A 24725-nucleotide genomic window follows, 5' to 3' on the forward strand; every position below is an offset into this window, starting at 1 on the left:
AGGGCTCGGCATGAAAGACGATCTCCGCATTAGTGCTAAGGAAAAACCGTCTAGATGCCGATGTACGTAGCTGGAGTTCTATTTGCAAATGAGGTGAGGTCTTCTTGATTAGGGGAGTCCGGTCAAAGGTGGAGGAGATGGGCAAAGGCGTTAGCTCCTATTTGAACTCTAGCAAACGCCAGAACCACTTCTCGAACCTCTTTTTGAACGAGGCTCACCTCTGGCTTGCGATCTTCTTCATCGTCGAAGCTTTTGTGACCCTGTATCAGAGTTTTGTCTTTCATCTTGGAGATAGAGCCTTAGACATTCTCGTCGCTACAGTGGCGCTTTGTGGATACCTAACGGTCTCCAAGATCAGACGCAAGGCCACCACAACGGGGTTTATCTACGCCGCAATCGGAGCAGCGACACTCTCTAGCTACCTGGCTTACCTCGATACTAACGGAGAACTCTCCGCTATTTTGGTTCTTACTTATGCGTGGCTCGCACTGGTTCTCTACAGTGTTCTCTCGTTCCGGCAGGCTATGTTAGTAAGCTTCGCCATGGTACTTCTGTACAGTCTCGGCCTTGGTCTAGGGAACGGTTTTGGCCCCGGACTCTCGACGTGGATTCCCGTTCTGGCGGTTCTCGTTGTGGGCGGAGTGTTTGTATCTAGGGTTATCTCCCGGCTTGGTGAGTTTGCTTACATAGATGAGCTCACGGGTCTACCTAACCGCCGCTTTTTGATCATGAATCTGACGAGGGAGATCAAGGCTGCGAGAAGGCTTAAGACACCCTTATCCGTTGCGATCGTCGATCTTGATGACTTCAAGGTTCTAAACGACTCCTTGGGTCATGTTGCTGGAGATAAAGCCCTGGTAGATCTCGCCTATGCATGGAGCTCTTCACTGCGAGGCAGAGACTTTATCGCAAGGTACGGCGGAGACGAGTTCGTTGTAGTCATGCCAGAGTGCAACTCTACACAAGCCGAATCCGTGCTGAAGCGTATCTTATCTGCTACCCAGTCGATCTCTGGAGCCTCCTTCGGTGTTGCTGAGTGGGATAGAAAATCTACCATTGAAGAGTTGCTTATGTCCGCAGACTCCTCGCTCTATGAGTGCAAGAGAAAAAGACGAGCAAATGGCGTAGCCTCTCAACGCAACTCAGTTACTCCTATGGGAAGCAGTCACATGATCGACCTTCGATCTGACTCGATAAAGATCTTTTAGTAACTGTCTTTTAGCGAAGCTGCCTGAATGGCTCCAAGATGAAAGTGCATGTAGGAGCTGATAATATTGTCTCTCGCCACTCCGTTAGCGCCGCTTTTACCATAACCTACATACCTAAGATCCGATGAGTCGTCTTGGGTCAGGGAGTAGTGGTACTCATGCGCAGGCAAGACCATACCTTTGTGAGTAAGGGGGTTATCTCTGGTTGCGGTTACCACTCGATAACCGAGCGAGAGCTTTTTGGTCATGTAACTCCGATGGGGTAGTAGAGATACAGCCTCGACCCCATCTATCGCCCTTCCAAGGAGCATATGGCCGCCGCACTCCGCCCAGAGGGAACCTCCACCTAAAGCAAAGCTCCGAATATCTCTCGTGAGTACGGTGTTCTTGGCTATCTCTTCGATCTCAAGCTCGGGGTATCCTCCACCAATGTAAAGATGTGTGGTATCTGTGTCAAAGGTGTCTGTAAGTGGGTCGAAGTACCTTATCTTCGCTCCGTTTTCTTTGAGGATGTCTAAGTTCTCTTCGTAGATAAATGAAAAGGCGCTCCCCTTGGCCACAGATACGATTGGAGTTTCTGTATTATCAAGGAAACGTAGCCTGGATACTCTGTGTTTCACTCGATGAACGATAGGTGGCTCTGCTAAGGCTAGGAGTAGGTCCAGATCTACAGAGTTGGATATAGCCAAAGCAGCCTCGTTGAGCCATATGGCCATTCTCTCTTTCTCTTCGTGAGGCTGGATGAGCCCTAGGTGCCTCGATGGTGTGTGAAGCTCTGGTAGCTTGGGTATCTTGCCTACAATGGGTACCGAGCATCTTGACAACGATCTGTCCAAGATGGCTTCGTGATTTACTGAACCTACCTTGTTCAAGATCACCCCAGCTATGTTGAGTGACTTTGAGTACTCCAAAAACCCCGCAACCACCGCTGCCACGGAAGACGCTACGGAGCTGACGTCTACTAGGAGAACAATGGGAAGCCCAAGAACCTCTGCTACCTGTGCGGTAGAGGAGAATGGGATCTTTGAGTCTCTTTCTCGGCGTTCAAGATACCAACTCGGCGGTTCTAAGTAGGTGCCGTCAAAGAGCCCCATCACTCCTTCGACCAGGAGGAGATCGTGCGGTCCCATGTGTCTAAGGGTGCGACTTAGCCCTTCCTCGCCTCCTGTTAAGAAGGGATCGAGGTTGTAGCTGGCTCTTTTCGTTGCTAGTCGATGGAACTGTGGGTCTATGTAGTCTGGACCCACCTTTGCTCCTTGAACAGACATGCCCCTGTCTAAGTACGCCTTCATGAGTGCGGCTGAGACGGTAGTCTTCCCGCTGCGAGAAGACGTGGCCGCAACGACTAGCCCACGAGAGGATGTTAGATCGTCAAAGGGTAAGTCGTCAGGCATTACGTGTTTAGTACTCTATTCCCTTTTTAGCTCGGATACCCTGATCATAGGCGTGTTTTACCTTGGTCATCTCCGTTACGGTGTCAGCAACCTCGATCAGCTCAGCAGGAGCGTTGCGCCCTGTAAGGATCAGATTGGTTCGCTTAGGACGTTCGGCGATGGTCTTTACGACGTCTTCTAGAGGTATCCAGCCGTAGTTGATGGCATAGGTGATCTCGTCCATAATGATCATGTCATACTCCCCCGAGCCGATCTTTGCCTTTGCGATCTCCCATGCGTGTGCCCCTAGCTTGGCCGTCTCCACCAAGTCCTCGGACTCCCATGTAAAGCCATCACCTAGGGCACTCCACTCTATGCCGAGATGGTCAGCGAGCTTTTTCTCTCCGACCTTCCACCTGCCGCTCTTGACGAACTGGATCACGCAGACTCGCCATCCCCTCGCCCACGCCCTGCTCATCACCCCGAAGGCGGCAGACGACTTGCCCTTTCCATGTCCAGTGTTTATAAGTACTCTTGATTCGACGCGTTCCACCTTTTATAAGCTAGTATCTCCTAGTACATATTCAGGGAATCTGGTGCAACTCCAGAGCTGGCCCGCAACTGTAACCGGGGAGTCTACCTCATAGGTCACGGCGTCTTTGACGCTGGAAGGCGAGGATAGATGCTGATTCGGAAGTCAGGATACCTGATATGGATAGAAACTGTAGTTAAGGAGATGCGTGGACGCCGTCGATTTGACACTCGTACTTGGAGGTACGAGATCTGGTAAGTCAGCTTACGCGGAGACCATTTTGGCGCGAGCTGGCGGAGTTACCTACGTAGCCCCCACCCAGTTAGGTAAAGACGATAGAGAACTTCTAAGACGTGTGCAGCGTCATAGGGAACGCCGACCCGATACCTGGCATACTCATGAAGTAATAGATCTCGAAGAACTTGTTGGGTTTCTTTATCAAAAACAGAGATATCCGGTTTTGCTTGACTCCTTTGGCTCTTTGGTTGCAAGAGCCATGGAGGACTGGGACGAAGAAGGGGCGAGGGCTTACCTGCTCTCGGTCATAGAGGCTATCGTCCGATCCGGCAACTCCCATGTGGTGGTCTCCGAAGAGGTGGGACTCTCGCTTCACCCCCTTACCAAGGTAGGTAGAGACTTTGTAGATCTGCTTGGTATGTGCAACCAACGAATCGCTAAATCAGCAAAAGACGTGGTTCTGATAGTAGCTGGGCTTCCTCTTGTACTCAAGGGCTCTGGTTCCTTCCTTGCTTAGAGATATCGGAGCCTCTGTGTCGTTTTTGACGATACTTCCCGGGGGAAGATCTCCGATGACCCTAAGAGGAGCGATATGGTTTTGGGTGGCGGGGCTGCTCGTGGCTACTTTGGACGTCTCTTTGTTCGTGGTCTTCTTTCATGTACTTACCAAGATGGAGACAGCAGTGATAGTCGTATTAGCAGACGGCGTAGTCACTCGAGGGATGCACTACGACGCTGTGGCGGACTTTTCTGATGGGTTTTTTGCTCCTTTGGATCGTAACAAGAGGCTAAAGGCCATGGGTGACTCTCGGCTCGGTGCTTTTGGTGCCATGGGGCTCATAGCAGTGGTACTACTTAGGGTGGCCGCATTCGCCTCATTTAGCACCTCTGAGATGTATCTATTTATACCCTTGGCGGTGGCGTCTAGAGATCTCATGGCGATAGCTCTGTACTTCTACCCTTCCGCTAAGAAAGAAGGTTTCTTTTACTACTTTTTGAGCGGTGACGACCTAAGCCGTAGATCTAAAGCTGTGCGAAGGTTTGTTGTCATAGGTATCTTCTTGCTCAGCGGAGTCGCAGCGTTTGAGATGGAGGGGATATGGTCGATAGTCGCCGTGGTACTTGAAGCATCCGTGTTCTTTGCGGTGATGCAGTGGTCCATAGGGTCGATAGATGGCGTTACAGGCGACGTCGTCGGCGGCGGAGGTATCCTGGCAGAGTCCGTGGCACTTGTTGCCATCTCGCTGGTGGGGTTGCGATGAGGGTGAGAAGAGCACTGCGTAATGGCGCTTTGGTACTAGTTGCTCTTTGGGGTGACCGAGTCTTTGGGGATCCCCCAGATAACTTGCACCTCGTAGCCTACTTCGGACGTCTTGCAGGATATCTCGAGCGTCACCTGTATAAAAACTCAAAGGTAGCAGGTGGAGCTGTGTCGTCTTTATCGCTTGCAGCTGTGTTTTCACTGCTGCTTGTTTTAGAGAGAGCAAGCTGGCCGTTTGAGCTTTTAACGCTTTACTTTTCAATCGCTGACTCACAGCTTAGAGACGTGGTTCATGAGGTGGCTAGCTCTATTCAAAGTGGCGACATCGTCTCGGCAAGGAGGCATGTGCAAAAGATCGTGGGAAGAGACTCCGGATCTTTAGATGAGGCGGAGGTGTTACGTGCCGCATTTGAGTCTTTGGCGGAGAACTCTTCGGATGGTGCTGTCGGTCCAATCTTCTTTGGTACGGTCTTTGGTGTAAAGGCAGCCGCTCTTTATCGGGCGATCAACACAATGGACTCAATGTTCGGCCATAAAAGCAAGCGGTACAAGGAGTTTGGGTTTATACCAGCCAAAGTAGACGACATCGTAAATCTCATACCCGCTCGGCTGACGTGGTTGTGCGCGTATCTGCTTTCGGGTCCGAGAGAAAGAGATTCGATGCGCAAAGGTCTAAAGGCGGCAAGGCAGCACCCCTCACCAAACGCTGGCGTCGTTGAAGCAGCCTTTGCGTGCAGGTTTGGCGTAAGGGTTGGAGGTGTAAACAGCTATGAAGGACGGATCGAAGAGAGGGTTCGCTTTGGGGGTGAAAAAGAGGTGGATCTACAGTCGCTCCTTGACGCTTTGGTGTTTGAGAGGCGGGTCGTTGACGTCGCTTATCTGTTCTCTTTGATCGTCTCTGTGGTGGTTTGGACTTTGGTAGAAGGTCGAGGGACGTGGGAAGGGCGCTAATAGTAACTGGTACAAGCTCGAGTGCCGGCAAGTCTACTCTAGTTAGTGCCCTGGGCCGAGTGTTAGCTGACCAAGGGGTAAAGGTGGCGCCCTTCAAAGGTCAGAACATGGCGCTTAACTCTATGGTGACTCGGTCAGGGCACGAGATTGCACGGGCCCAGTACACTCAGTCTCTTGCGTGTAGGACCGAGGCGGTGGTGGAGATGAACCCCGTGCTGTTGAAGCCTACCTCTGAGCACTCTTCGCAGGTCGTAGTGATGGGTAGGCCGATGTATGAAAGCTCGGGGGTCTCTTATCAGCTACTAAAAAAGCAGCTAAGAGCTACGGTGGAAGAAGCTCTAGAGGAGCTGTTGGGTCGGTACGACTTTGTGCTACTTGAAGGGGCCGGCTCACCAGCAGAGATCAATCTAATGAGCAACGACCTTGTAAATTTGGGTCTCGCCAAGCGGTTCAACATACCTTCCATATTGGTAGGAGACATAGAGCGCGGAGGGGTGTTTGCATCGATTTTTGGGACGCTTCAAATCTTACCTCCGGAGCTTTCGGAGCTGATCTTTGGGTTTGTCATCAACAAGTTTCGCGGGCAGAAAGAACTTCTAAAAAGCGGCATTGTCGAGCTTGAAGAGCGCCTGGGGGTAACCTCTTATGGAGTACTCCCATACCTAGCGCTAGACCTTCCCGAGGAGGACTCTCTCTTTAGCTATCGTCAAAAAGAGGTAAAGAGGGCCTCCTCATCTAGGAAGAGACTTCGAGTGAGTGTCCTTAGGTTCCCCTATCTGTCAAACGCATCTGACTTCGATCCCCTGATCTTAGAGGACGACCTCGAGGTGATCTTTACCGACTCTCCCTCAGATATAAAAAGCAGTGATCTCGTAGTGCTTCCAGGTTCTAAATGCACGGTTGCGGATCTCAACTGGATCAGGGAGTGTGCTTTAGATGACGCTCTTAGTAGTGCCCAAAGAGCTGGTTCGGTGATCTTTGGTGTCTGCGGAGGCTTTCAGATGTTGGGAGGGGAGATCAAAGACGGTGTGGAGTCGGAGTTTGACTCTGCCTTAGGACTTTGCCATCTACCCATAACGACGACGTTTCAAAGAGATAAGGTGCTTAGGCAGATAAAGGGCGTGTGTGTGGCCAACTCCTTATCCGATCGTCTTGTCTCGGGGTACCAGATACACATGGGTATCATAGATGCATCCGGGGCATCGCCGTTGTTCCGGGTGAGATCACTCTCTTTGGGTGAAGGAGGAGAGGAGTTCTTAGAAGGTGCTGTCTCTGCCTCCTTTAGTGTCTTTGGGACCACTATCCATGGGATCTTTGAGTGCGATGGTTTTCGGGCTGGTTTTCTCTCCCTGGTTGCACAGAGGGTGTCTAAAAGCTTTACCCCAAGCCTTCGCAGCTACAAAGATCATCTCGAAGAGAGCTTCGACAGGCTTGCAGATGTGACGTCCCGTGAGATAGACGTCGCAGGGATCTTCGAACAAGCCAAAAGATGGAAACCCAAAGAAAGTATTTAAAAGTTCAGTTTCATTTGGAGAGATAGCGGGGTTGACTTGGCGAAGATAGCGTATTTTACGAACGCAGACACAGAGCTCTTAGCCTTTAGAACCGTTTGGGAACAGTTACCTGAGGGCTTTCCTGAGTTGATGGTAAGGTCTCTTGAGGCTCAAGATCAGCTAGGTGTGGAGTTATTGACTGACGTTGATGTTCTGATCGTACGTTCTTTAGGTGGGCTAAACAGTAAAGGGGTGAAAGAACTCCTAGATCTTGCTAGCTCTATTGGGGTTGTAACTCTTTGTTTCCCCGGAGAGAGCTCTTTGGATCTTGATCTAATGGAAAGATCCACGGTGGTCTCTGGTATCTGGAAGTCAGCCTTCCGTTACCTCGTAGAGGGAGGCGCCCATAACTTTGAGAACTTCCTTCGTTTTGTTGCAGATACTGTACTAGGTCTGGGATTTGGCTTTGAGGAAGCGAAATCGGTGCCTAACGTCGGCCTTTACCGTTCTTTGTTGGCGAACGACCCAGTCGGCAACGTAGTAGTGCTTTTTTATAGGGCTCACCTAATCTCAGGAAACACGACCTTCATAGAGGACATGTTGGAGAAGATGGCCTCTTTGGGGCTCAATGCCCATGGAATCTATGCCTATTCACTGCGAAATAGCGAAGATGATGGGTCCGATCCAATCGTCGAACTCTGTCGAAGCTATAAGGCAGACGTTGTAGTATCAACGATGTTAGCGGCGGGCTCTTTCGACGAAGAGAGCCACTCATGGGATCCGGGGACGCTTAGCAGCCTCGACGTCCCGATAGTCCAGGCGCTTGTATCTACGAGGCCTCGTTCGGAGTGGGAGAACTCCGACTACGGCCTTATGCCTATGGATGTTGCGATGTCTGTGGCGGTACCGGAGTTTGATGGAAGGATAGTCTCCCATATAGTTGCCTTTAAAGAACTCATCGATGAGGACGAAGAGTTTGGTTCCAAGATCTACGCCTACAGAGTCGATCATGAGCGCTTGGGACGTTTTGCAAACTACTTAGTAAAGCTGGTTCGCCTGGGTAGGGTTGCGAACAGAGACAAAAAGATAGCTATTGTGCTGTCTGCGTACCCTACGAAGCGCTCACGTCTGGGTAACGCTGTTGGTCTCGATACCCCTGCTTCAACGATCAAGGTCTTGGACAAACTGGCAGAGGCTGGATACAGTGTCGAGGGATACCCCAAAGACGGCGATCTATTGATGCAGATGCTGGGGGATACCTTGGACTACCATACTCCCTTAGGCTTTGGAGCTAAAGCAGACTCCGCACTTTACATGCATGCCTCAGACTACCTAACTTTTTTTTCGCAACTACCCGCTTCGGTGCGCGATCAGCTCGAAACCGACCATAAAAAGGCGCCTGGGGAGGTGTACTATAAGGACGAAAAGCTCTATATGCAGGGGTTGCGCTTTGGAAACGTTCTCGTCTGTATCCAGCCGCCTAGGGGCTTTGGCGACAATCCCATTGCGATCTATCACTCGCCAGAGCTGGCTCCGACCCATCACTACCTTGCCTTTTACCGTTACCTGGAGGAGGTAGAGAAGGTAGATGCAGTTGTGCACGTCGGCAAGCACGGCACGTTGGAGTGGCTTCCGGGAAAAAGTGTCGGCCTGTCAAAGCAGTGTTTCCCAGATCTAGCCATTGGGTCCACTCCGGTGTTTTACCCATTTGTCATAAACGACCCAGGGGAGGGTACTCAGGCAAAGAGAAGAGTGCATGCCACCTTGATAGGTCATATGATTCCGCCTATGACGCGAGCTGAGACCTATGGGGCCCTCTCTAAGCTCGAGGCGCTCTTGGACGAACATCAGCGCCTTACCTCTTTGGATCCATCAAAACTTGCAAGGATAAGGGAACAGATCTATGAGATCTTGGTTAGCGCCGAGATCGACAAGGAGCTTGGTCTCGAGGAAGAGCCCGACTTTTTAGACGACGGTTTCGACGACTTCTTGGTTCATGTAGATGGGTATCTATGTGAGATCAAAGACGCCCTCATCCGTGGAGGGCTCCACATCTTTGGACAGGTCCCATCCCACGAGGAGCTCCTTGATCTAGTTGTTGCTATTACCCGTGAGGATCAGCCCGGAGCTGCCTCCCTTCGAGAGGCAGCTGCTAGACACCTCGGCTATGGACCGAACTATCTGGGCGAGATGAGAAAGGTGGAAGAGGTTGAGTCCTTGGTCCGCAGCGAGGTGGAGAGACTCTTCTTCTGTGACTTTGACGACGCCGCCATATCAGAGGCTCCTTTGGAGATGCAAGACACCTTGAGGTGGGTGGCGCAAACACTTGTTCCCAACATCGAAAGGTGTGGTGATGAACTAGAGAGTCTACTGAGGGGACTTAGTGGCCGCTTTGTGCCTCCAGGCCCCTCTGGGTCTCCTACGAGGGGGATGTCTAACGCTCTTCCAACGGGGCGCAACTTCTACTCCATCGATCCGCGTGGAGTTCCCTCACGTTTGGCTTATGAGGTCGGGGTCGATCTCTCTGATCGTCTCATCGAACGATATTTGAATGAGACAGGTCAGTATCCTCGCTCTGTTGGTGTTGTGATCTGGGGAACTGCTGCCATTAGAACCGGCGGGGACGACGTAGCCCAGGTTCTAGCTCTTTTGGGAGTTAGACCGAAGTGGAACGAATCGTCTCAGAGGGTCAGTGCCTTAGAGGTCGTTCCACTTTCGGAGCTTAATAGACCCAGGGTGGATGTAACTTGTCGGGTCTCTGGGTTTTTCAGAGACGCTTTCCCCCAAAGCCTGAAACTTCTAGATGAGGCCTTTGAACTGGTCGGATCTCTAGACGAGCCCTTCGATATGAATCCACTAGTCAAAGACCGTGATACCCCTCGAATATTTGGACCAAAGCCAAGGGCGTACGGCTCTGGTATCTTGCCACTCCTTGAGTCTCAGCACTGGCGCAGCGACGAGGATCTTGCGGAGGTGTATGTCTCCTGGGGAGGGTACTCTTACACCAAGGACGCCTTTGGCGTCGAGAACAAAGAAGCCTTTAGGTCTCGTCTTTCACAGACGCAGATCGCCTCGAAGAATCAGGACAACAGAGAACATGACATCTTCGACTCCGACGACTACCTACAGGACCACGGAGGTATGATCGCAGCTATTCGACATCTAAGTGGCAAAGACCCAAAGGCCTACTTCGGTGACAGCTCAAGGACCAAGGCGATAAAGGTCAGCTCTTTGGAACAAGAGGCGGCAAAGGTTGTGAGGTCTAGGGTTGTAAACCCTAAATGGATCGAGGCGATGATGAAACATGGGTACAAAGGAGCTTTTGAGATGGCTGCTACGGTGGACTACGTCTACGGGTACGACGCCACTGCCCATGTGGTAAAGGACTGGATGTATGAGTCGATAGCCGCCTCTTATGTAGGTGATGAGACGGTGAGGAAGTTCTTTCGTTCCTCCAATCCTCACGCCTTGACCTCCATATGTGAGCGCCTCCTAGAGGCCGCACAACGAGGACTTTGGAGTGCAAAGGGAGAGACTCTAGATATGGTCCGAGACACTATGTTTGAGTCAGAGGCGTGGGAGGAAGAGCGATGAAAGACCGCTACTTTCCCTTCTCTGCGGTTGTAGGTCAGGAACAGCTCAAGTTAGCTCTCTTGATCTCTTTGGTTGCACCAGAGGTGGGGGGGCTCTTGATCTCTGGAACCAAGGGTTCGGCAAAGACCACCTTGGTCCGCTCTCTTAGGTATCTGCTAGGCGACCCTTCGAAGTTCGTCGAGTTGCCGATGGGCGTAACAGAGGATCGGGTAAAGGGTTCCCTTGACATATCCGTTGCACTTAGAGACGGAGAGATAAAGGTGAAAGATGGGCTTTTGGCCAAGGCGGACGGAGGTGTGTTATACGTCGATGAGGTAAACCTTCTGCCCGACCACATCGTAGATCTAATCCTGGACGCCTCGGCGACTGGTATAAACGTGGTGGAGCGAGACGGCGTATCTATTACCCAACCGGCGCGTTTCGTGCTTATTGGAACCATGAACCCAGAGGAGGGGGAGCTGAGACCCCAGCTTTTAGATCGCTTTGGTCTCTCAGTCAGCGTACTAGACGATCTGTCGTTCAAAGAGAGGTTTGAGGCGGTCACCCGACGTCTTGCCTTTGACGCTAACGACAGCTCCGTGATCGCTCCTTACCTAGAGGAAGACCAGCGACTCAAGGAAGAGATCGAACGAGCGCGAATAACGCTTACTGAGCAAGGCCTAACTATGTTCATCACCGATGAGGTTGTCTCGGAAGCGATAGAGATCTCGATGCAAGAGATGTCGGAGGGTTTGAGGGGAGATCTGACGCTTCTGCGTGCAGCTGTTGCTTTATGCGTCTTACGCCTTGAGAACTCCGTGAAACGCTCTCATCTTTTGGAGGTAGCTCCTTTAGTCTTTGCCCATAGAAGTAGAGCTCAACGCTCACACCAACAAAACGACCAGGAGGGCAAAGGATCAAAGACCTACCGGGCACAAAACAGCGAGCCGAACACCAACAACAACGACAAAACAGGGCAACAGGACAACAAGGACTCTAACCGTGCTCGTGTTAGGGGAGACTCAGGTACAGATAAGGGTCCAAACGATTCAGTCTCTCAAAACCAAGAGATCGGCAGAGATCCTCAAAGTGATGAAGCCAAAGGTAATCTAGAGGAACCAGGCGGCGGACAGAGCCTAGAGATGGCCGTAACCCTGTTCGATCCTAAGCTTTCTATCTCAGATAGTTCTTCTCCATTATCTGAGGTCTATAGACGTCTTGGAGGCGAGGGAAGAGCTAGCCATAGATATGAGGAAGGGTCCTCGATCAACCTTGCGGCTTCCATCTTGAACCTCGTTAAAGAGGCTGACGATGCATCTTCTCGGTCACAATTGGAAGAGAACGACCTGGTCTATCGAACCCGAGAGAAGGTACTGTCATCGACCGTTATCTTTGTGGTAGATATCTCCAAGTCGATGGGTGCCGATCTCAGGGTTGCTCTCGCAAAAGAGGTGTCTTTCAAGTTGCTGTCCTCCGCTTATGTAAAGAGGCTCAAGGTAGCTTTAATTACGTTTGCCGGCGAGAGGGCTCACGTGGCACTTCGACCGACAAAGAGCCTTGAGGTCGTTCGTAGCAGGCTTGAGGCTTTGAGCTATGTCGGTAGGACCCCCCTTGACTCTGCGATAAGGGAGTCGGTAAAGATGGCGGAGATGGAGAAGAAAAAGGGTGTACGCCCGTTGTTGGTGTTCATCTCTGATGGAAGAGCAAATGCAACCGACTCCAACCTCTCGCCCTTTGAGGCTGCGAAGATAGAGGCTAAAGAGGTGCAAAGGCGGTCGATAGAGACGATCTTTTGTGCTATCTCAAGTGAGAGGTCTTCGACGACCTATGCAAAAGAGATAGCGCTCGAGATGGGGGCAACCTACTTTGAGCTAAGTGAACGGACCTAGTCTCCACAGCATCTCTGCATGCGTCTTGGCGGTATGATCGATCGCACATGTTGGGAGTCGGTAGCCTTTGTTGGGTAGCTAAGACTTTAGATGGATAGGTGCCAGAGGTTTGTGGATAGCATTTCAGATATCTTTAGGGGAACCGCCCCCGGTGCGGTTGTACTGGGAGATAACCTGGGTGTGCTCAGAGAACTTCCGAAGGGAAGCTTCCAGGTTATATACGTGGATCCGCCTTTTAATACTGGAAGGGTCCAGACACGGCAGTCTCTAAAGACTACCCGTTCACCAAGTGGCAAGCGGAAGGGATTCAAAGGCGAGTCGTATGAGACGATAAAGACCACCTTGAAATCTTACGACGACATCTTCGATGACTACTGGAGCTTCCTTGAACCTCGCATAGTTGAGGCGTGGAGGGTGCTAGCTCCAACAGGCACGTTCTATCTACACCTGGACTATCGTGAGGTTCACTACGCCAAAGTCCTTCTTGACGCAGTGTTTGGTAGGGAGTGTTTTTTGAACGAGATTATCTGGGCTTACGACTACGGAGCCCGGAGTAGACGAAGATGGCCTACGAAACACGATAATATCTTGGTATATGTAAAAGATCCAGATAACTACTTCTTTGACTCCGAAGCCGTCGACAGGGAACCTTATATGGCTCCCTCCCTCGTGACCGAGGAAAAAGCGGCTAAGGGGAAGCTTCCAACCGATGTATGGTGGCACACGATCGTCTCGCCGACAGGGAAGGAAAAGACAGGATATCCCACTCAGAAGCCAGAGGGAGTCCTAAGGCGCATCGTCCAGGCGAGCAGCAAGGAGGGGGACTGGGTTATGGACTTCTTCAGCGGTAGCGGAACCTTGGGCAAAGTGGCCTTAGATCTTGGCAGAAGGTTTCTACTCGTTGACAACAACGAAGAGGCGTTCTCTGTGACCAAGAGGCGGCTTGGTGAAGAAGGATCTGGGAGTCAAATATCCTACATCCGTCTCTAATGTCTCAGCCGGTGCGACCAAAGATAAGCCGGTGACGCTTTGGTTTCCTCTTACAGTCACCTATATCGTGTAAGCGATGTTGTCTAACACCTCTTGAGCTAAGACAACGTCTCCAGTGCTTGAGACTCTATCTCCCCCAGAGAGTTCCTTGGCGGTGACTCTGCCGGCTATAAGACGCATAAAGGTAGCTAGGTCTGTGATGATCGAGCAGTTAGCAGAGCTTTCGTTGGCGTCTTCTACGATGCCTTTTCCCTGTGACACTACGACCGAGAAGGGCTCTGCGTCTTGGATGAGAAATGCTACAGAGTCTCCTTCCTTCGCAGAGGTCCTTTTTGCGACTACATATCCCATCGTGTAGAGAGCTTCAAGGTACGAGCGTCTAGCTGGTGATGTATCTAAGTTGCCGTATCTGTGGGTAGCCTCCCTTATGTCTTGTTCGTGGGTCCATATATCAAAGACCCTTATGGACATGAATCGCTTGTAGGGAACCTCACCCACTGGGGACCAGCCCGGCTTGTCAAAGTCAGACTCTGTCATCTTCGAAAGCGCAAGCTCCCTCTCCAGTACTGTCTCGCTCAACAGGGTGATGAGTGCGGTTACATCCAAGTTGGCAAGTGCTAGAACCCACCTCTCATTTAACTCGCCCACCTCGTTTTTTATGTGTGGGGACACATCAAGCGTGACGTCTGGGACCGGTTCTCCGAGCAACATCTTTTCGATACCGATTATGTGAGCCACGACGTCTCTGGCTCTCCAGTTTGGACACTGGGTTTCGTAGTTCAGCTCTGACTCCTCCAAAGACTCGACCAAGGCTTTGAAGCTACGCCAGGAGTCTATAAGATCACGGGAGACTTCGTTGTGGTCGAAAGACAACTGTGAGATAGCCATTGATCTAGATCCTCCCGTTATCTGCGACTGCGCTCATGGTCCAAAGTATATCAATCAAGTGCATTGGGTGTCGTCTGAGACCTTTACCTACCGGCTTATTTTGTTCAAAGATCCCCTGGGGTGACGTTCAGATCCTAGGATTTAGCTATGGAAGACGACCCTATTATGTCACAGCTATCCCCCTATATGGCGGAGCAGCTATCTGGCTCCTCCTATCAAGGTCTGGCAACCTTCGCACAGCGACCCTTTGCTGCGTCCCCTTCGGACCTTGATCTTCTTGCACCTGACGTTGCCGTGGTCGGTGCGCCCTGGGACGACTCTACCACGAATCGTCCAGGTGCGCGATTTGGCCCGAGGGCTCTTAGGGCGTTAGCGTACGGTCCTGGAACCTACCATCTGGATCTGGGTGTTGAGATCTTTGAGCACCTGCGTGTCGTGGACTTTGGTGATGCTCTTTGTGCTCATGGCATGACGGAGGTCTCCCACCGGGCGATCGAGCAGCGGGTGCATGAGGTAAGTCGTCGCTCTATAGTGCCGATTGTCCTAGGTGGTGATCATTCGGTTACACTTCCATCTGTCACCGCAGTCGCCAGAGCTGTGGGATGGGGGAAGGTAGGCGTAGTGCACTTTGATGCTCATGCAGACACCGCCGATACGATCGAAGGCAATCTCTTTAGTCACGGGACTCCCATGAGGCGGCTCATCGAGTCAGGAGCTGTAAGGGGAGAGAACTTCGTACAGGTGGGTCTTCGTGGTTATTGGCCTGGGCCTGAGGTCTGGGAGTGGATGAGAGAGCAAGGTATGCGATGGCACATGATGCAGGAGGTTTGGGAGGTTGGTGCCCCTAGGGTCATAGAGACAGCTATCTCTGAGGCGATGGAGGGGTGTGACCAAATTTATCTCTCAGTAGATATAGATGTGCTAGACCCTGGATTCGCCCCAGGGACAGGTACGCCAGAGCCAGGCGGCATGACCCCGGCTGATCTCTTGCGTGCCGTGAGAAAGATCGTTGGATCTGTCGAATTGGCGGGAATGGATGTTGTAGAGGTCTCTCCTCCTTACGACTCAAGCGAGGTAACGATCAACAACGCTCATCGGGTTGTGCTCGAGGCTCTAGCAGCGCTTTCGGCGAAGAAGCGCCTAAGAGATAGCGAGTAAGGACATCACCTCTGCGCAGGTCTTTGACGAAGTCGTACAATGTAATTAAAGATGAGATATATCTTTGGGATTAAATATTTCTTAAATGACAGAGAGGAAGTAGCTAACTACTTCCTCTCTTTGAGTCATTGTAAGTTGATCGGCACTAGGCGGTAGTTACGTCGCCGCTCTTCGATGCAGCCTCCAAAGCCTCGTTCTCCCTCTTGACGCCTTTTCTGGCTAGCAGCCAGTAGAGCAGACCGCCGACTATGAGACCGGTGAATATGGAAAAGTCAGCACCTCCCCCAGATGTCTTTGTGGTTGTAAGATTCGAGATGGGGCTCACGTAGTGTGGGTAGGCGTCCAACGCCATAAGTGCAGCGATCATCCCGCCGATCTGTGCTACGATCGCAGGCCAGTGGACTCCGTTTCCTCTAAAGTACAGCCCACCTTTGGTCTTTTGAAGATCCTCGGGAGAGTACCTCATCTTTCGCATCAGCCAGTCGACTAGGTATATTGCGGTCCAAGGGGCCACCCAGACGATTATGAATAAGATGAACTCGTTTAGGAGGTTGTTGAAGGAACTCGCAAAGATGGCGTAGGCAGCGAGCGAGGTGCAGATAACGGTGTCTAATACCACCGCCTGCCAGCGTTTTAGACGTAGGCCCAACGCCTGGAGAGTAACGCCCGAAGAGTACAGGTCAAGGGAGTTGATTGCAAAGAGCTGCACCATTGCGACTAGAAGGTAAGGCCACAGGAACCATCCAGAAAAGGCGTGCGCCATACCGGTGATCGATGCATTTTGGCTCCCCACAAAGGTGGCTACCGCTGCACCTAGGACCATTAGCGCCACTGATGGAATGTAGCTTCCTAAGAATACAGACAGTACCGTCGCCTTCTTAGAGGCGTTTCTTGGGAGATACCTTGAAAAGTCGTTTCCGTTCTCTGTCCATCCAAGCCCTGAGGCTGAGATAGTAAAGGCAAGTCCCTCAAAGTACACCTGCCAGGAGGCTCCGTGGCTTACCTCATACAACTTGACCTTAGTCACCGTTAGTACGGCAAAGACGATGAATAGAGCTAAGAACGGCCAGAACAAGACCCTAAGTGTCTTGAAGATCTTCTCATGTCCATAAAGAGGCAGGACTAATTGGATGAGACCAGCCGCAACTATGAAGGCGATCTTAAGTCCCGTGGAGGGGTGTGTTATACCGGCCTTGTCCGATAGAGCAAGGGCGGCAAGTACGATTAGGGCAACTCCTTCTGTCTCAAACCCTACCTGGGTCAGCCAGTTGAAAAACGCAAGCAGCTTTGATCCCTGAATACCAAATGGTGCTCTGTTGATCGTGAATGTGGTGGTGCCGGCCTCAGGCCCCTGCAAAGAGGTGAGTCCGAGGAGTACGTAGGAGAGGTTCCCGATCAGGATTATCGATAAAGCCTGCAAAAACGTAAAGCCAAAGCCGTAAAGAACGGCTCCGTACACTAGGTACTCCACGTTGAAGAGTGCTCCGGACCACATCCAAAAAAGGTTGTGTGGCTTCGCCCAGCGTTCGCTGGAAGGTATGTAGTCGATGCCGCGTTGTTCGATCCCTATCGGTCCAGCCTCGGCTATAGGAATCTCGTGGGCTTCTTTCAAAGATATTCCTCCTCACTTTCGTGTTCTAACTTACTTGTGCCTCTCAGAGATCAGTTCGTCTTGAGATCCGTCTAGGAGGTCGACCAGGTCGTCTTAGTTCCACTAAGCCTCCAAGAACTCTTTCAGGACCCGCCTAAAGGTGGTGGTTACCCTATCCGCTGTTGTGTGCAGCTCCGCAGATGGGTTGAGTGGTAGGGCTAGCTCCCGATAGCTCCGTTGAACCAGTAGATCTTCTTCTATGATCTTTTCTTCGAAGGCGACCGCCTCTTTCATAAAAGACTCCTCGGTTAGGTCGTTTCGCCATAGCTTTGAGAGGACACGAGCTTTGTCTCTGCTGCTTGGACAGAGGAAAAAGCCGATGACGTTACGTCCACCGCTATCTAAGAAATCGATGGTAAGAGTTAGGGACAGGGGGGCAAAATAACGATAGGTTAACCGTCGTCTTTGCCGAAGAGGGCGTAGTCCCGAGGCGGCCAAGGGATCTTCCCGATTTATAAACCAGTGCTCATAGATAGCCTCAAAGCCATGGTCTTTACGTGTAACTTGAAACTCAGCCTTAGAGTCGTCGGTGCTATCTCCAAAGGTGGATCTATGTACGAAGGGAAAGTGAGCTACGTCAAGGAAGTTATCTGCCATTAGCCCTACGGAGACCCTCTCTTCAAAGGGAGCTATTGTTCCCTCCAAGAAATCAGAGAGGTCCGCCTCTTTGACTTCAGGGGGTGGTGCTACGGGTCTTTCAAGCGCGATAAATACGACTCCAAATTTCTCTACAACGCGGTAGGGGACGGTAAGTTTTGCTTTTTCCGATATGGGACCCTGGGGGAGGGCTGGTATCTCTATGCATGAGCCTTTTGCATTGAACCGCCATCCGTGATAGGCGCAGGTTATGACTCCGTCTTCACAGTGGCCTAAAGAGAGCCGTGCTCGTCTGTGAGGACAGCGATCTAGGTAGGCGTGGACCGTGCCATTTATTCTGGTAAGCACAAACTCATTTGACAGGACCTCAAAGACCTTTAAAGACTCGTCGATCTCTTGAGAGTACGCGACTGGAAGAAATCCCTTCGAGAGACGTGGGTCGTCGTTAAAGAAAAGCTCATCTTCAGCCTTCACGAAGTTGATGAGTTTCTCCTTTCACTGTAAAAAACAATCGAGGTCCTCGCTAGCTTCAATTACGGCCGAAAGGCTTTCTGTGTACAACCATGGACCGTTAGTAAACGTAGCTAAAACTATAGCAATCTAACAAAGAGTTTGTGTTAATTGTTCGTTACAGCTGACCACTGCGTACCCGCACAGCCTGAAGTGCCTCTACTTGAAAGTTAGAGATGTTGTACTGCCTAAGCACCGGTGCAAAATATCCAGATTCACCGTCAAGTTGCCACCTTGCGCTCCAGGTAAGGCTCGCAGTGATAGAGTCGAAGCCTGGCTGGCCCCAGTTTATAACCGCTGTGCCAAGAGGCCACGGCTGTAAGGGGGTGAAAAACGGACCAAGACTCTGAATCCGTCCTCCATCTGAGCTTTCGGTTGGTCTTGTGGTTAAATCCAGCGACCCTAGCGCTGAGATGGTCAGCTGCCCATAGGGTGTGAAGGCCCGATACAAAAGCGTGAATGGAAAGTGGGTGACTACATAAGAGGGAATGCCTACCACGCCGAATCCTGGTGGGATGGTGACGTTGGGAACAGGGAGGTTTTGCATGTAGGTCTTTGTCCAGATGTTGTTGATGTAGGCTCCTAGATTTGTCGTAGCACTCGTTGTGGATCTGCACATCGGATACCTCGGAAGGAGCGCGCTCCACAGGTCTTGGGCATAAGTCAGTTCTACCTGGTAGTCATACCTACTTGGAGCAAAGTAGACCGAGTAGGTGATGCAGTCAACCGAGAAAGAGTTGGCTGTATGTGTGATTAGCTTTGGTAGATATATAGGAGGAATTCCAACTGTAGACGATCCAGTCGAGCTACTCGTAGATCCGCCACGCAGGACCACTCCAACACCTGTGCCTCCTTGGACTGGGCTTATAGGATTTGGCTGTATCAAGACAACTTTACTTTCACTTATCTGCGATGACCAAGTAGCTATGGTCATAAGTACGAAGATAGAAAGTTGCACCAAGATCTTCGCAAAGGTGCGCATAGGTTTTGTACGGTTCATCTCTGCCCTCCGTGGCTCTATAGTTCTATGACCGAACATCCAATCAGTCTTTCCTGACTCGAATTTAACAGAGATTTAGAGCCTCTGCTGCGTGATCTCCTTAGTTTTTGTTTGTGGTGGCTTTAGTTATAGACCCTGTAATTTCTTGGTTGCCTACCCTTGTCAGCTTATGTGTTGTGGCACGTAGGTTAGAGATCTGAGCTGAGGGAAGAACTAGGAGGCTCTTACGCTCCAAGAGCATGGAACCCGCCGTCGACGTGTATTATCTCGCCGGTTGTCTGCGGCATATAGTCTGAGAGCAGCGCCACAATACTTCTTCCAACGCCGGTCGCATCTGTGGGGTTCCATCCAAGGGGTGCCTTTTGCCCCCAGTCGTCTTGAAAGGAGGAGAAGCTCTCGACGCTTTTGGCTGCAATCGTTCGAATCGGTCCTGCTGATATGAGGTTGACTCTTATGTTCATCGGACCACAGTCTCGAGCGAGGTACCTAGTAAGGGACTCAAGCCCTGCCTTTGCCACGCCCATCCAGTTGTAACCAGGCCAGGCTACCTGAGCGTCGAAGTCAAGACCTACAACCGATGCACCCGTAGGAGCCTCTTTTAGAAGAGGAAGTAGTGCCTGCGTTAGTGACTTGAGTGAGAAGGTCGACACCTCAATTGCGGTAGCCACATCAAGAAAATTTGCTTGAAAGATGTCTCCGCCTATACAGCTTGGAGGTGCATATCCAATGGAGTGAAGGACGCCGTCGAGGTGTTTCCAGGGCTGGAGCTGATCGACCAGGGAGTTGAGGTGGCTTTCATCTGTCACATCGAGTTCAATCACCTTTACCGACTCTCCGAGTTTTCTAGCAGCTCTTTGTGTTATGGAGAGTCCTCGGCCAAAGCCGCTTAAGACAATCTCGGCGCCTTCCGCTATGGCGACCTCAGAAGCAGCGTACGCGATAGACGAGGTGTTCAATACGCCGGTTATAAGTATCTTCTTTCCTTCTAAAATCCCCACAAGACCCTCCTACGATTTAGACTTCAATAACATTAGCGTTACCTTATACATAGATACGCGCACATTTAGGAGATGGTTTGGCTAGGGAATCTATTGGGGTTATCGGAGGAACGGGACCTTTGGGTCGAGGGCTTTCGATCCGGCTAGCGATGTCTGGGAGGGACGTAACGGTTGGATCGAGGGACGAGACAAAGGCGAGGTCTTTGGTTGAAGAGTTAGATCTTTCAGACTCAGCCAAGGCTCACATCCAAGCAGGATCGAATGAGGATGCAGCCAAGGCAGATCTGGTCGTCGTTTCAACCCCGTGGGAGGCTATAGCGCAGACCCTAAAGCCCATACGTAGATATTTAGAGGGAAAGACGGTAGTGACCGTCGCTAATGCACTCCAGCGCGTAAATACTGTCTTTGAGCCCATAGTGCCAGCCCGAGGCTCTGTTGCTTCTATGGTGTCTTCCATCCTTCCTCACTCAGACGTAATCGCTGCGTTTCAACACGTCCCTGCCAAAGAGTTGCTAGATATAAAGACTTCTTTGCACACAGATGTGTTGGTCTGTGGTGACTCTGCTGAGGCTAAAAGATCTGTCATGGATGTATTTTCCTGCATCGATGGTCTGCGATTTTTAGATGCAGGGACGTTGGCGGTAGCTGGGGCTGTGGAGGCTATGACGGCCGTCCTATTAAATCTGAATGTAAAGTATAAGGCACAGACGTCTATCTCGATAAGTGGAATTGAGGCTTGATCTAAAGTGATGCGAATTTTCGATACCAAGGCACGGGAAAAGGTTCCATTGGAGGTCGGGGAGACGGTTCGGATATATACATGTGGCATCACCCCGTACGACGCAGCCCACGTCGGTCACGCCGCTGTGTACCTCACCTTCGACATATTACAGAGACGTCTTATCGACATGGGGGTGCGTGCTCTATGTGTGCGAAACGTTACCGATGTCGACGACGACATCTTGCGAAAAGCTAGAGAACTTGACTGCAACTACCTAGACCTTGCGGCCTCTGAGATGGCTAAGTTTGACGCTAACATGGCGGCGCTAGGGGTGCTTGCGTGTTACTCCGAGCCAAGGGCAACCTCTGCAATCCCTGAGATTCTCTCCCTCATCTCCGATCTCTTCGAGAAGGGTCACGCGTACGAGGTAGGTGGCTGGGTGTACTTCGACGTCACCACATTTGCCGACTTTGGAGGGTTAAGCCACTATCACTATGAAGAGATGATCACCCTATCAGCAGAGCGGGGGGCTGATCCCGATGACCCGCGAAAGCGTAACCCCTTGGACTTTGTCTTATGGCAGCCCTCTGCCCCAGGTGAGCCCTCGTGGGAGTCGAGGTATGGGGCAGGAAGGCCGGGATGGCACATTGAGTGTTCCGCACTTGCGATGAGGGAACTTGGCGAGACCATCGACATCCATGGTGGGGGTTCCGATCTGATCTTTCCTCATCATGAGTGCGAGATCGCACAGAGCGAGTCAGCGACCGGAAAGACGTTTTCTAGATACTGGATGCACGTAGGCATGGTCAATCTAGATGGTATCAAGATGTCAAAGTCCCTTGGGAATCTTGTATTCGTAGGAGATCTGCTAAAGCGTCACTCCCCGGGAGCTGTTAGGCTCGCTATCGCATCGAATCACTACAAGTCTTCCTGGGACTTTAGCGAAGGGCTCGTGGAGATCGAGGAAGAGAGGCTCGCTCGGTGGAAGAGGGCTGGAGCGGGCAGCGGCGCGCTTGATGAGGTACGTGCGCATCTAGACGATGACTTAGACGTCAAAGGCGCAGTGTCGGCGATAGATGAAGCGGTTAGTAAGGGTCAGGGTGTCTCTACCTCTGCTGCCCTTTTGGGAGTAACTCTTTAGCTGGGACTCAAATCGTCTCATATACTCCAAGACTAAGTATCAATAGGTGGTGTGGATTTGAACGTGTTTATAAAAGACGTCGGAGAACTCTCTGTGGACTCCGGTCACTCGGCCGCTGAGCTGGCCAAGCGATATGGCAAGGGTCCTAAGGTCGTTGTGGCGATGAAAAAAAACGGGGAGCTTGTCGACCTCAGCACACCGCTTGATGCAGGAGACGAGATCGAATGGGTACACGCCGACACAGACACCGGTCGCTCAATACTTAGGCACTCAACCGCGCATGTTCTAGCACAAGCGGTTACCAGGCTTTGGCCCGGAGCTCACTATGCGATTGGACCAGCGATAGACGAGGGTTTCTACTACGACTTCGAACTACCTGGATCAGCACACTTCGAAGAGAAAGACCTTGAGGAGATCGAGACAGAGATGCGCAAGGTCATAGCTGAGGGTCAAAGCTTCGAGCGCAAGGCTTACAGCTTTGAAGATGGACTTGAGATCTTTTCAGATCAGCCCTTCAAGGTCGAGATCATAAAAGGGGTGGCTAGCCAGTCTGAGGATTCCTCGACCGCTTCGGAAGAAGGTGTCTCCCAAGCAGGAATTACCGTGTATGCGAACTCCTCGGGTTTTGTGGACCTTTGCAGAGGACCCCATGTTCCATCCACCTCCTATCTAGGTCACTTTAAGCTCACTCGCATATCAGGTGCCTACTGGAGAGGCGATGAGAAAAGGCCGCAGCTGCAGAGGATATATGGAACTGCGTGGGAGTCAAAGGCCGCTCTTGAGGGTTATCTCAAGATGCTCGAAGAGGCAGCTAAGAGGGATCATCGAAAACTGGGACTAGAGCTCGACCTTTTTCACTTCCCGCCAGAGATAGGCTCTGGACTTCCGGTGTTTCATCCAAAAGGTGCTCTCCTTAGATACCTTATGGAGGAGTTTTCCAGGAAGGCTCATCTGCGGGCGGGGTATGAGTTTGCCTGGACTCCGCATCTGGCGAAAGAAAATCTGTTTAACATCTCGGGCCATCTGCAGTGGTACAAAGACGGAATGTTCCCTCCGATGGAGCTTGAGGGGTCGACGTACTACATGAAACCGATGAACTGTCCGATGCACATACTCATCTACCAGTCTCGGGCCCGTTCTTATCGAGAGTTGCCACTAAGGCTCTTTGAGTTTGGCACCGTGTATCGCTATGAGCGCTCTGGAACCCTGCATGGTCTCGCCCGGGTTAGGGGGCTTACCCAAGATGACTCCCATATATTTTGTGCAAAGGATCAGTTAGCTACTGAGGTTGAGCGGCTGATCCGATTCGTCTTGGCCCTACTTGGAGCTTTTGGTCTAACTAACTTTGAGGCTGAGGTCGCTACAAGGCCTGAGAAGTACATAGGGTCCGATGAGGATTGGGAGGTGGCGACTGCGTCACTAATCGAAGCGCTCGACAATATAGGCGTGGCTTACAAAATCGCTCCGGGGGAGGGAGCCTTTTATGCTCCAAAGATCGACGTTCATCTTACCGACGCTATTGGAAGACGATGGCAAGTCTCTACCTTGCAGGTCGATCTACAAGAGCCACAGCGTTTCGACTTAGGCTATACAAGCCAAGACAACACCTCCGAGACACCTTATATGTTGCACAGGGCGCTTTTTGGTTCGGTCGAGAGATTCATGGCTATCCTCATCGAACACTACGCCGGTGCGCTTCCAGCCTGGCTCTCGCCCACACAGGTTGTTGTCTTGCCGGTAAGTGAGGGGTCCATGTCCTATGCCAAGGCGGTCTCCAAGGCAGCAAAGGGGATCGGAGCAAGAAGCCATGTGGACGAGGCTAGAGAGCCCTTAGGTGCAAGGATTCGTCGTGCAAAGATGGACAAGGTGCCTTTCGTCATCGTGGTTGGAGAGGAAGATGAGAAGGCAGGTACCGTAGGGGTCAACCGGCGGGGATCGTCCGCACCTGAAAGAGGCGTGGCTTTGGCAGCTTTTCTTGAAGAGCTGAGCTCAGAGGTTAAAGAGCCTGAACTGGTGGGGTTCAGCTATGACGATTGAGTCGATCTGGGCTGGTTGGAGGATGTCTTTCATAGAAGGATCGGCCTCTGATCGCTACGACAGAGGTGTCTGCGTGCTCTGCGAGATCGCACAGACAACGGGATCGGATAAAGATCTAAAGGTGATCGAACGCGGGCGACACTGCTATGTGGTGATGAACATCTACCCCTATACCTCAGGTCATCTCATGGTGGTTCCCTATCTTCACTCCGCAGAGGTCGCAGATCTAGGTGTCGAGAGTCGCATTGAGATCTTCGACCTCTTGGATCGTGGAATCTCCACGCTCAAAGGGGTATATTCGCCTCATGGTTTCAACGTCGGCGTAAACCTTGGGCGGGCTGCAGGTGCTGGGATAGCAGAACACATACACTTCCACATAGTGCCTCGGTGGAACGGAGATACCAACTTCATGACCACAGTGGCCGGCGCCCGAGTTCAACCTGAGTCGCTTGAGGTCTCATACGAGAGAATTACCACCTCATGGAACAAAGGTTCTACGTAGCGTCTCCTTGTGTCT

Annotated in this window: 20 protein-coding genes and 1 riboswitch; of the genes, 13 read left to right on the forward strand and 7 right to left on the reverse strand. The window is 51.5% G+C overall.

Going from position 1 to position 24725, the window contains the following annotated elements; genetic code table 11:
- Positions 1-137: 137 nt before the first annotated feature.
- Positions 138-1208, forward strand: a complete 1071-nt coding sequence (locus BUA24_RS06690) for a GGDEF domain-containing protein (RefSeq protein WP_143146435.1) — start codon at positions 138-140, stop codon at positions 1206-1208.
- On the opposite strand, the gene BUA24_RS06695 is transcribed toward BUA24_RS06690, so the two are convergent.
- Positions 1205-2602 (reverse strand): cobyrinic acid a,c-diamide synthase CobB, encoded by a 1398-nt coding sequence (locus BUA24_RS06695; protein ID WP_072790318.1) that lies wholly within the window; start codon positions 2600-2602, stop codon positions 1205-1207. The genes BUA24_RS06690 and BUA24_RS06695 overlap by 4 nt on opposite strands.
- A gap of 7 nt (positions 2603-2609) precedes the next feature.
- A complete protein-coding gene (gene cobO / locus BUA24_RS06700) occupies positions 2610-3134 on the reverse strand; it encodes a cob(I)yrinic acid a,c-diamide adenosyltransferase (RefSeq protein ID WP_072790320.1) in 525 nt (174 codons plus the stop codon).
- A 33-nt stretch (positions 3135-3167) separates the two neighbouring features.
- A riboswitch (cobalamin riboswitch) is annotated at positions 3168-3289 on the forward strand.
- A gap of 32 nt (positions 3290-3321) precedes the next feature.
- Between cobO and BUA24_RS06705 the strand changes: the two genes are divergently transcribed.
- From BUA24_RS06705 to BUA24_RS06735, 7 genes are all read left to right on the forward strand, one after another.
- A complete protein-coding gene (locus tag BUA24_RS06705) occupies positions 3322-3867 on the forward strand; it encodes a bifunctional adenosylcobinamide kinase/adenosylcobinamide-phosphate guanylyltransferase (protein WP_084660273.1) in 546 nt (181 codons plus the stop codon).
- The gene (locus BUA24_RS06710) at positions 3833-4612 is read left to right on the forward strand and encodes an adenosylcobinamide-GDP ribazoletransferase (protein WP_072790323.1); all 780 of its coding nucleotides are present in this window, start codon (positions 3833-3835) and stop codon (positions 4610-4612) included. Before BUA24_RS06705 ends, BUA24_RS06710 begins: the two co-directional genes overlap by 35 nt.
- Complete coding sequence (gene cbiB / locus BUA24_RS06715; RefSeq protein ID WP_072790326.1) at positions 4609-5562, forward strand: adenosylcobinamide-phosphate synthase CbiB; 954 nt, start codon at positions 4609-4611, stop codon at positions 5560-5562. Before BUA24_RS06710 ends, cbiB begins: the two co-directional genes overlap by 4 nt.
- On the forward strand, positions 5520-7076 hold the full coding sequence (locus tag BUA24_RS06720; protein ID WP_084660274.1) for a cobyric acid synthase: 1557 nt from the start codon (positions 5520-5522) through the stop codon (positions 7074-7076). Before cbiB ends, BUA24_RS06720 begins: the two co-directional genes overlap by 43 nt.
- Positions 7077-7112: 36 nt before the next feature.
- Entirely contained in the window at positions 7113-10649 is a 3537-nt protein-coding gene (cobN, locus tag BUA24_RS06725; RefSeq protein WP_072790332.1) for a cobaltochelatase subunit CobN, read from the forward strand.
- Positions 10646-12517, forward strand: coding sequence for an AAA family ATPase (locus tag BUA24_RS06730; protein ID WP_072790335.1), 1872 nt, complete (start codon positions 10646-10648; stop codon positions 12515-12517). Before cobN ends, BUA24_RS06730 begins: the two co-directional genes overlap by 4 nt.
- A gap of 120 nt (positions 12518-12637) precedes the next feature.
- Positions 12638-13507: a DNA-methyltransferase gene (locus BUA24_RS06735; RefSeq protein WP_072790375.1), complete on the forward strand. Its 870-nt coding sequence runs from the start codon at positions 12638-12640 to the stop codon at positions 13505-13507.
- Between the two features lie 60 nt (positions 13508-13567).
- On the opposite strand, the gene BUA24_RS06740 is transcribed toward BUA24_RS06735, so the two are convergent.
- Positions 13568-14395 (reverse strand): maleylpyruvate isomerase family mycothiol-dependent enzyme, encoded by an 828-nt coding sequence (locus tag BUA24_RS06740; protein ID WP_072790337.1) that lies wholly within the window; start codon positions 14393-14395, stop codon positions 13568-13570.
- A 147-nt stretch (positions 14396-14542) separates the two neighbouring features.
- Here BUA24_RS06740 and speB point away from each other — a divergent pair, with 147 nt between their 5' ends.
- Positions 14543-15553: an agmatinase gene (gene speB, locus BUA24_RS06745; protein ID WP_218587430.1), complete on the forward strand. Its 1011-nt coding sequence runs from the start codon at positions 14543-14545 to the stop codon at positions 15551-15553.
- Positions 15554-15698: 145 nt separating this feature from the next.
- Here speB and BUA24_RS06750 read toward each other — a convergent pair whose 3' ends face one another.
- From BUA24_RS06750 to fabI, 4 genes are all read right to left on the reverse strand, one after another.
- Positions 15699-17165: a purine-cytosine permease family protein gene (locus tag BUA24_RS06750; RefSeq protein ID WP_178138738.1), complete on the reverse strand. Its 1467-nt coding sequence runs from the start codon at positions 17163-17165 to the stop codon at positions 15699-15701.
- A 102-nt stretch (positions 17166-17267) separates the two neighbouring features.
- Positions 17268-18275 carry an aromatic ring-hydroxylating oxygenase subunit alpha gene (locus BUA24_RS06755; protein WP_072790340.1) on the reverse strand — a complete coding sequence of 336 codons (1008 nt, stop codon included), beginning with the start codon at positions 18273-18275 and terminating at the stop codon, positions 17268-17270.
- A gap of 154 nt (positions 18276-18429) precedes the next feature.
- The gene (locus BUA24_RS06760; protein WP_143146437.1) at positions 18430-19311 is read right to left on the reverse strand and encodes a hypothetical protein; all 882 of its coding nucleotides are present in this window, start codon (positions 19309-19311) and stop codon (positions 18430-18432) included.
- A 224-nt stretch (positions 19312-19535) separates the two neighbouring features.
- Positions 19536-20309 (reverse strand): enoyl-ACP reductase FabI, encoded by a 774-nt coding sequence (gene fabI / locus BUA24_RS06765; protein ID WP_072790345.1) that lies wholly within the window; start codon positions 20307-20309, stop codon positions 19536-19538.
- 77 nt (positions 20310-20386) lie between these two features.
- Here fabI and npdG point away from each other — a divergent pair, with 77 nt between their 5' ends.
- The 4 genes from npdG to BUA24_RS06785 all read left to right on the forward strand — a co-directional run bounded on the left by npdG (position 20387) and on the right by BUA24_RS06785 (position 24710).
- Complete coding sequence (gene npdG / locus BUA24_RS06770; RefSeq protein ID WP_178138739.1) at positions 20387-21049, forward strand: NADPH-dependent F420 reductase; 663 nt, start codon at positions 20387-20389, stop codon at positions 21047-21049.
- Between the two features lie 9 nt (positions 21050-21058).
- Positions 21059-22171, forward strand: a complete 1113-nt coding sequence (gene cysS, locus BUA24_RS06775; protein WP_072790347.1) for a cysteine--tRNA ligase — start codon at positions 21059-21061, stop codon at positions 22169-22171.
- A 63-nt stretch (positions 22172-22234) separates the two neighbouring features.
- A complete protein-coding gene (gene thrS, locus BUA24_RS06780) occupies positions 22235-24208 on the forward strand; it encodes a threonine--tRNA ligase (RefSeq protein ID WP_245790340.1) in 1974 nt (657 codons plus the stop codon).
- Positions 24198-24710, forward strand: coding sequence for an HIT family protein (locus BUA24_RS06785; protein ID WP_084660279.1), 513 nt, complete (start codon positions 24198-24200; stop codon positions 24708-24710). Before thrS ends, BUA24_RS06785 begins: the two co-directional genes overlap by 11 nt.
- The last annotated feature ends 15 nt before the right edge of the window (positions 24711-24725 follow it).

This window comes from Ferrithrix thermotolerans DSM 19514 (assembly GCF_900128965.1).
Classification (GTDB): domain Bacteria; phylum Actinomycetota; class Acidimicrobiia; order Acidimicrobiales; family Acidimicrobiaceae; genus Ferrithrix; species Ferrithrix thermotolerans.

Bases quoted from the DNA above. Each gene is read 5' to 3' on its own strand.
- BUA24_RS06695 (WP_072790318.1), bottom strand. From the start codon at position 2,602: ATGCCTGACGACTTACCCTTTGACGATCTAACATCCTCTCGTGGGCTA.
- BUA24_RS06740 (WP_072790337.1), bottom strand. From the start codon at position 14,395: ATGGCTATCTCACAGTTGTCTTTCGACCACAACGAAGTCTCCCGTGAT.
- BUA24_RS06785 (WP_084660279.1), top strand. From the start codon at position 24,198: ATGACGATTGAGTCGATCTGGGCTGGTTGGAGGATGTCTTTCATAGAA.
- cysS (WP_072790347.1), top strand. From the start codon at position 21,059: ATGCGAATTTTCGATACCAAGGCACGGGAAAAGGTTCCATTGGAGGTC.
- speB (WP_218587430.1), top strand. From the start codon at position 14,543: ATGGAAGACGACCCTATTATGTCACAGCTATCCCCCTATATGGCGGAG.
- BUA24_RS06690 (WP_143146435.1), top strand. From the start codon at position 138: ATGGGCAAAGGCGTTAGCTCCTATTTGAACTCTAGCAAACGCCAGAAC.
- BUA24_RS06760 (WP_143146437.1), bottom strand. From the start codon at position 19,311: ATGAACCGTACAAAACCTATGCGCACCTTTGCGAAGATCTTGGTGCAA.
- cbiB (WP_072790326.1), top strand. From the start codon at position 4,609: ATGAGGGTGAGAAGAGCACTGCGTAATGGCGCTTTGGTACTAGTTGCT.
- BUA24_RS06730 (WP_072790335.1), top strand. From the start codon at position 10,646: ATGAAAGACCGCTACTTTCCCTTCTCTGCGGTTGTAGGTCAGGAACAG.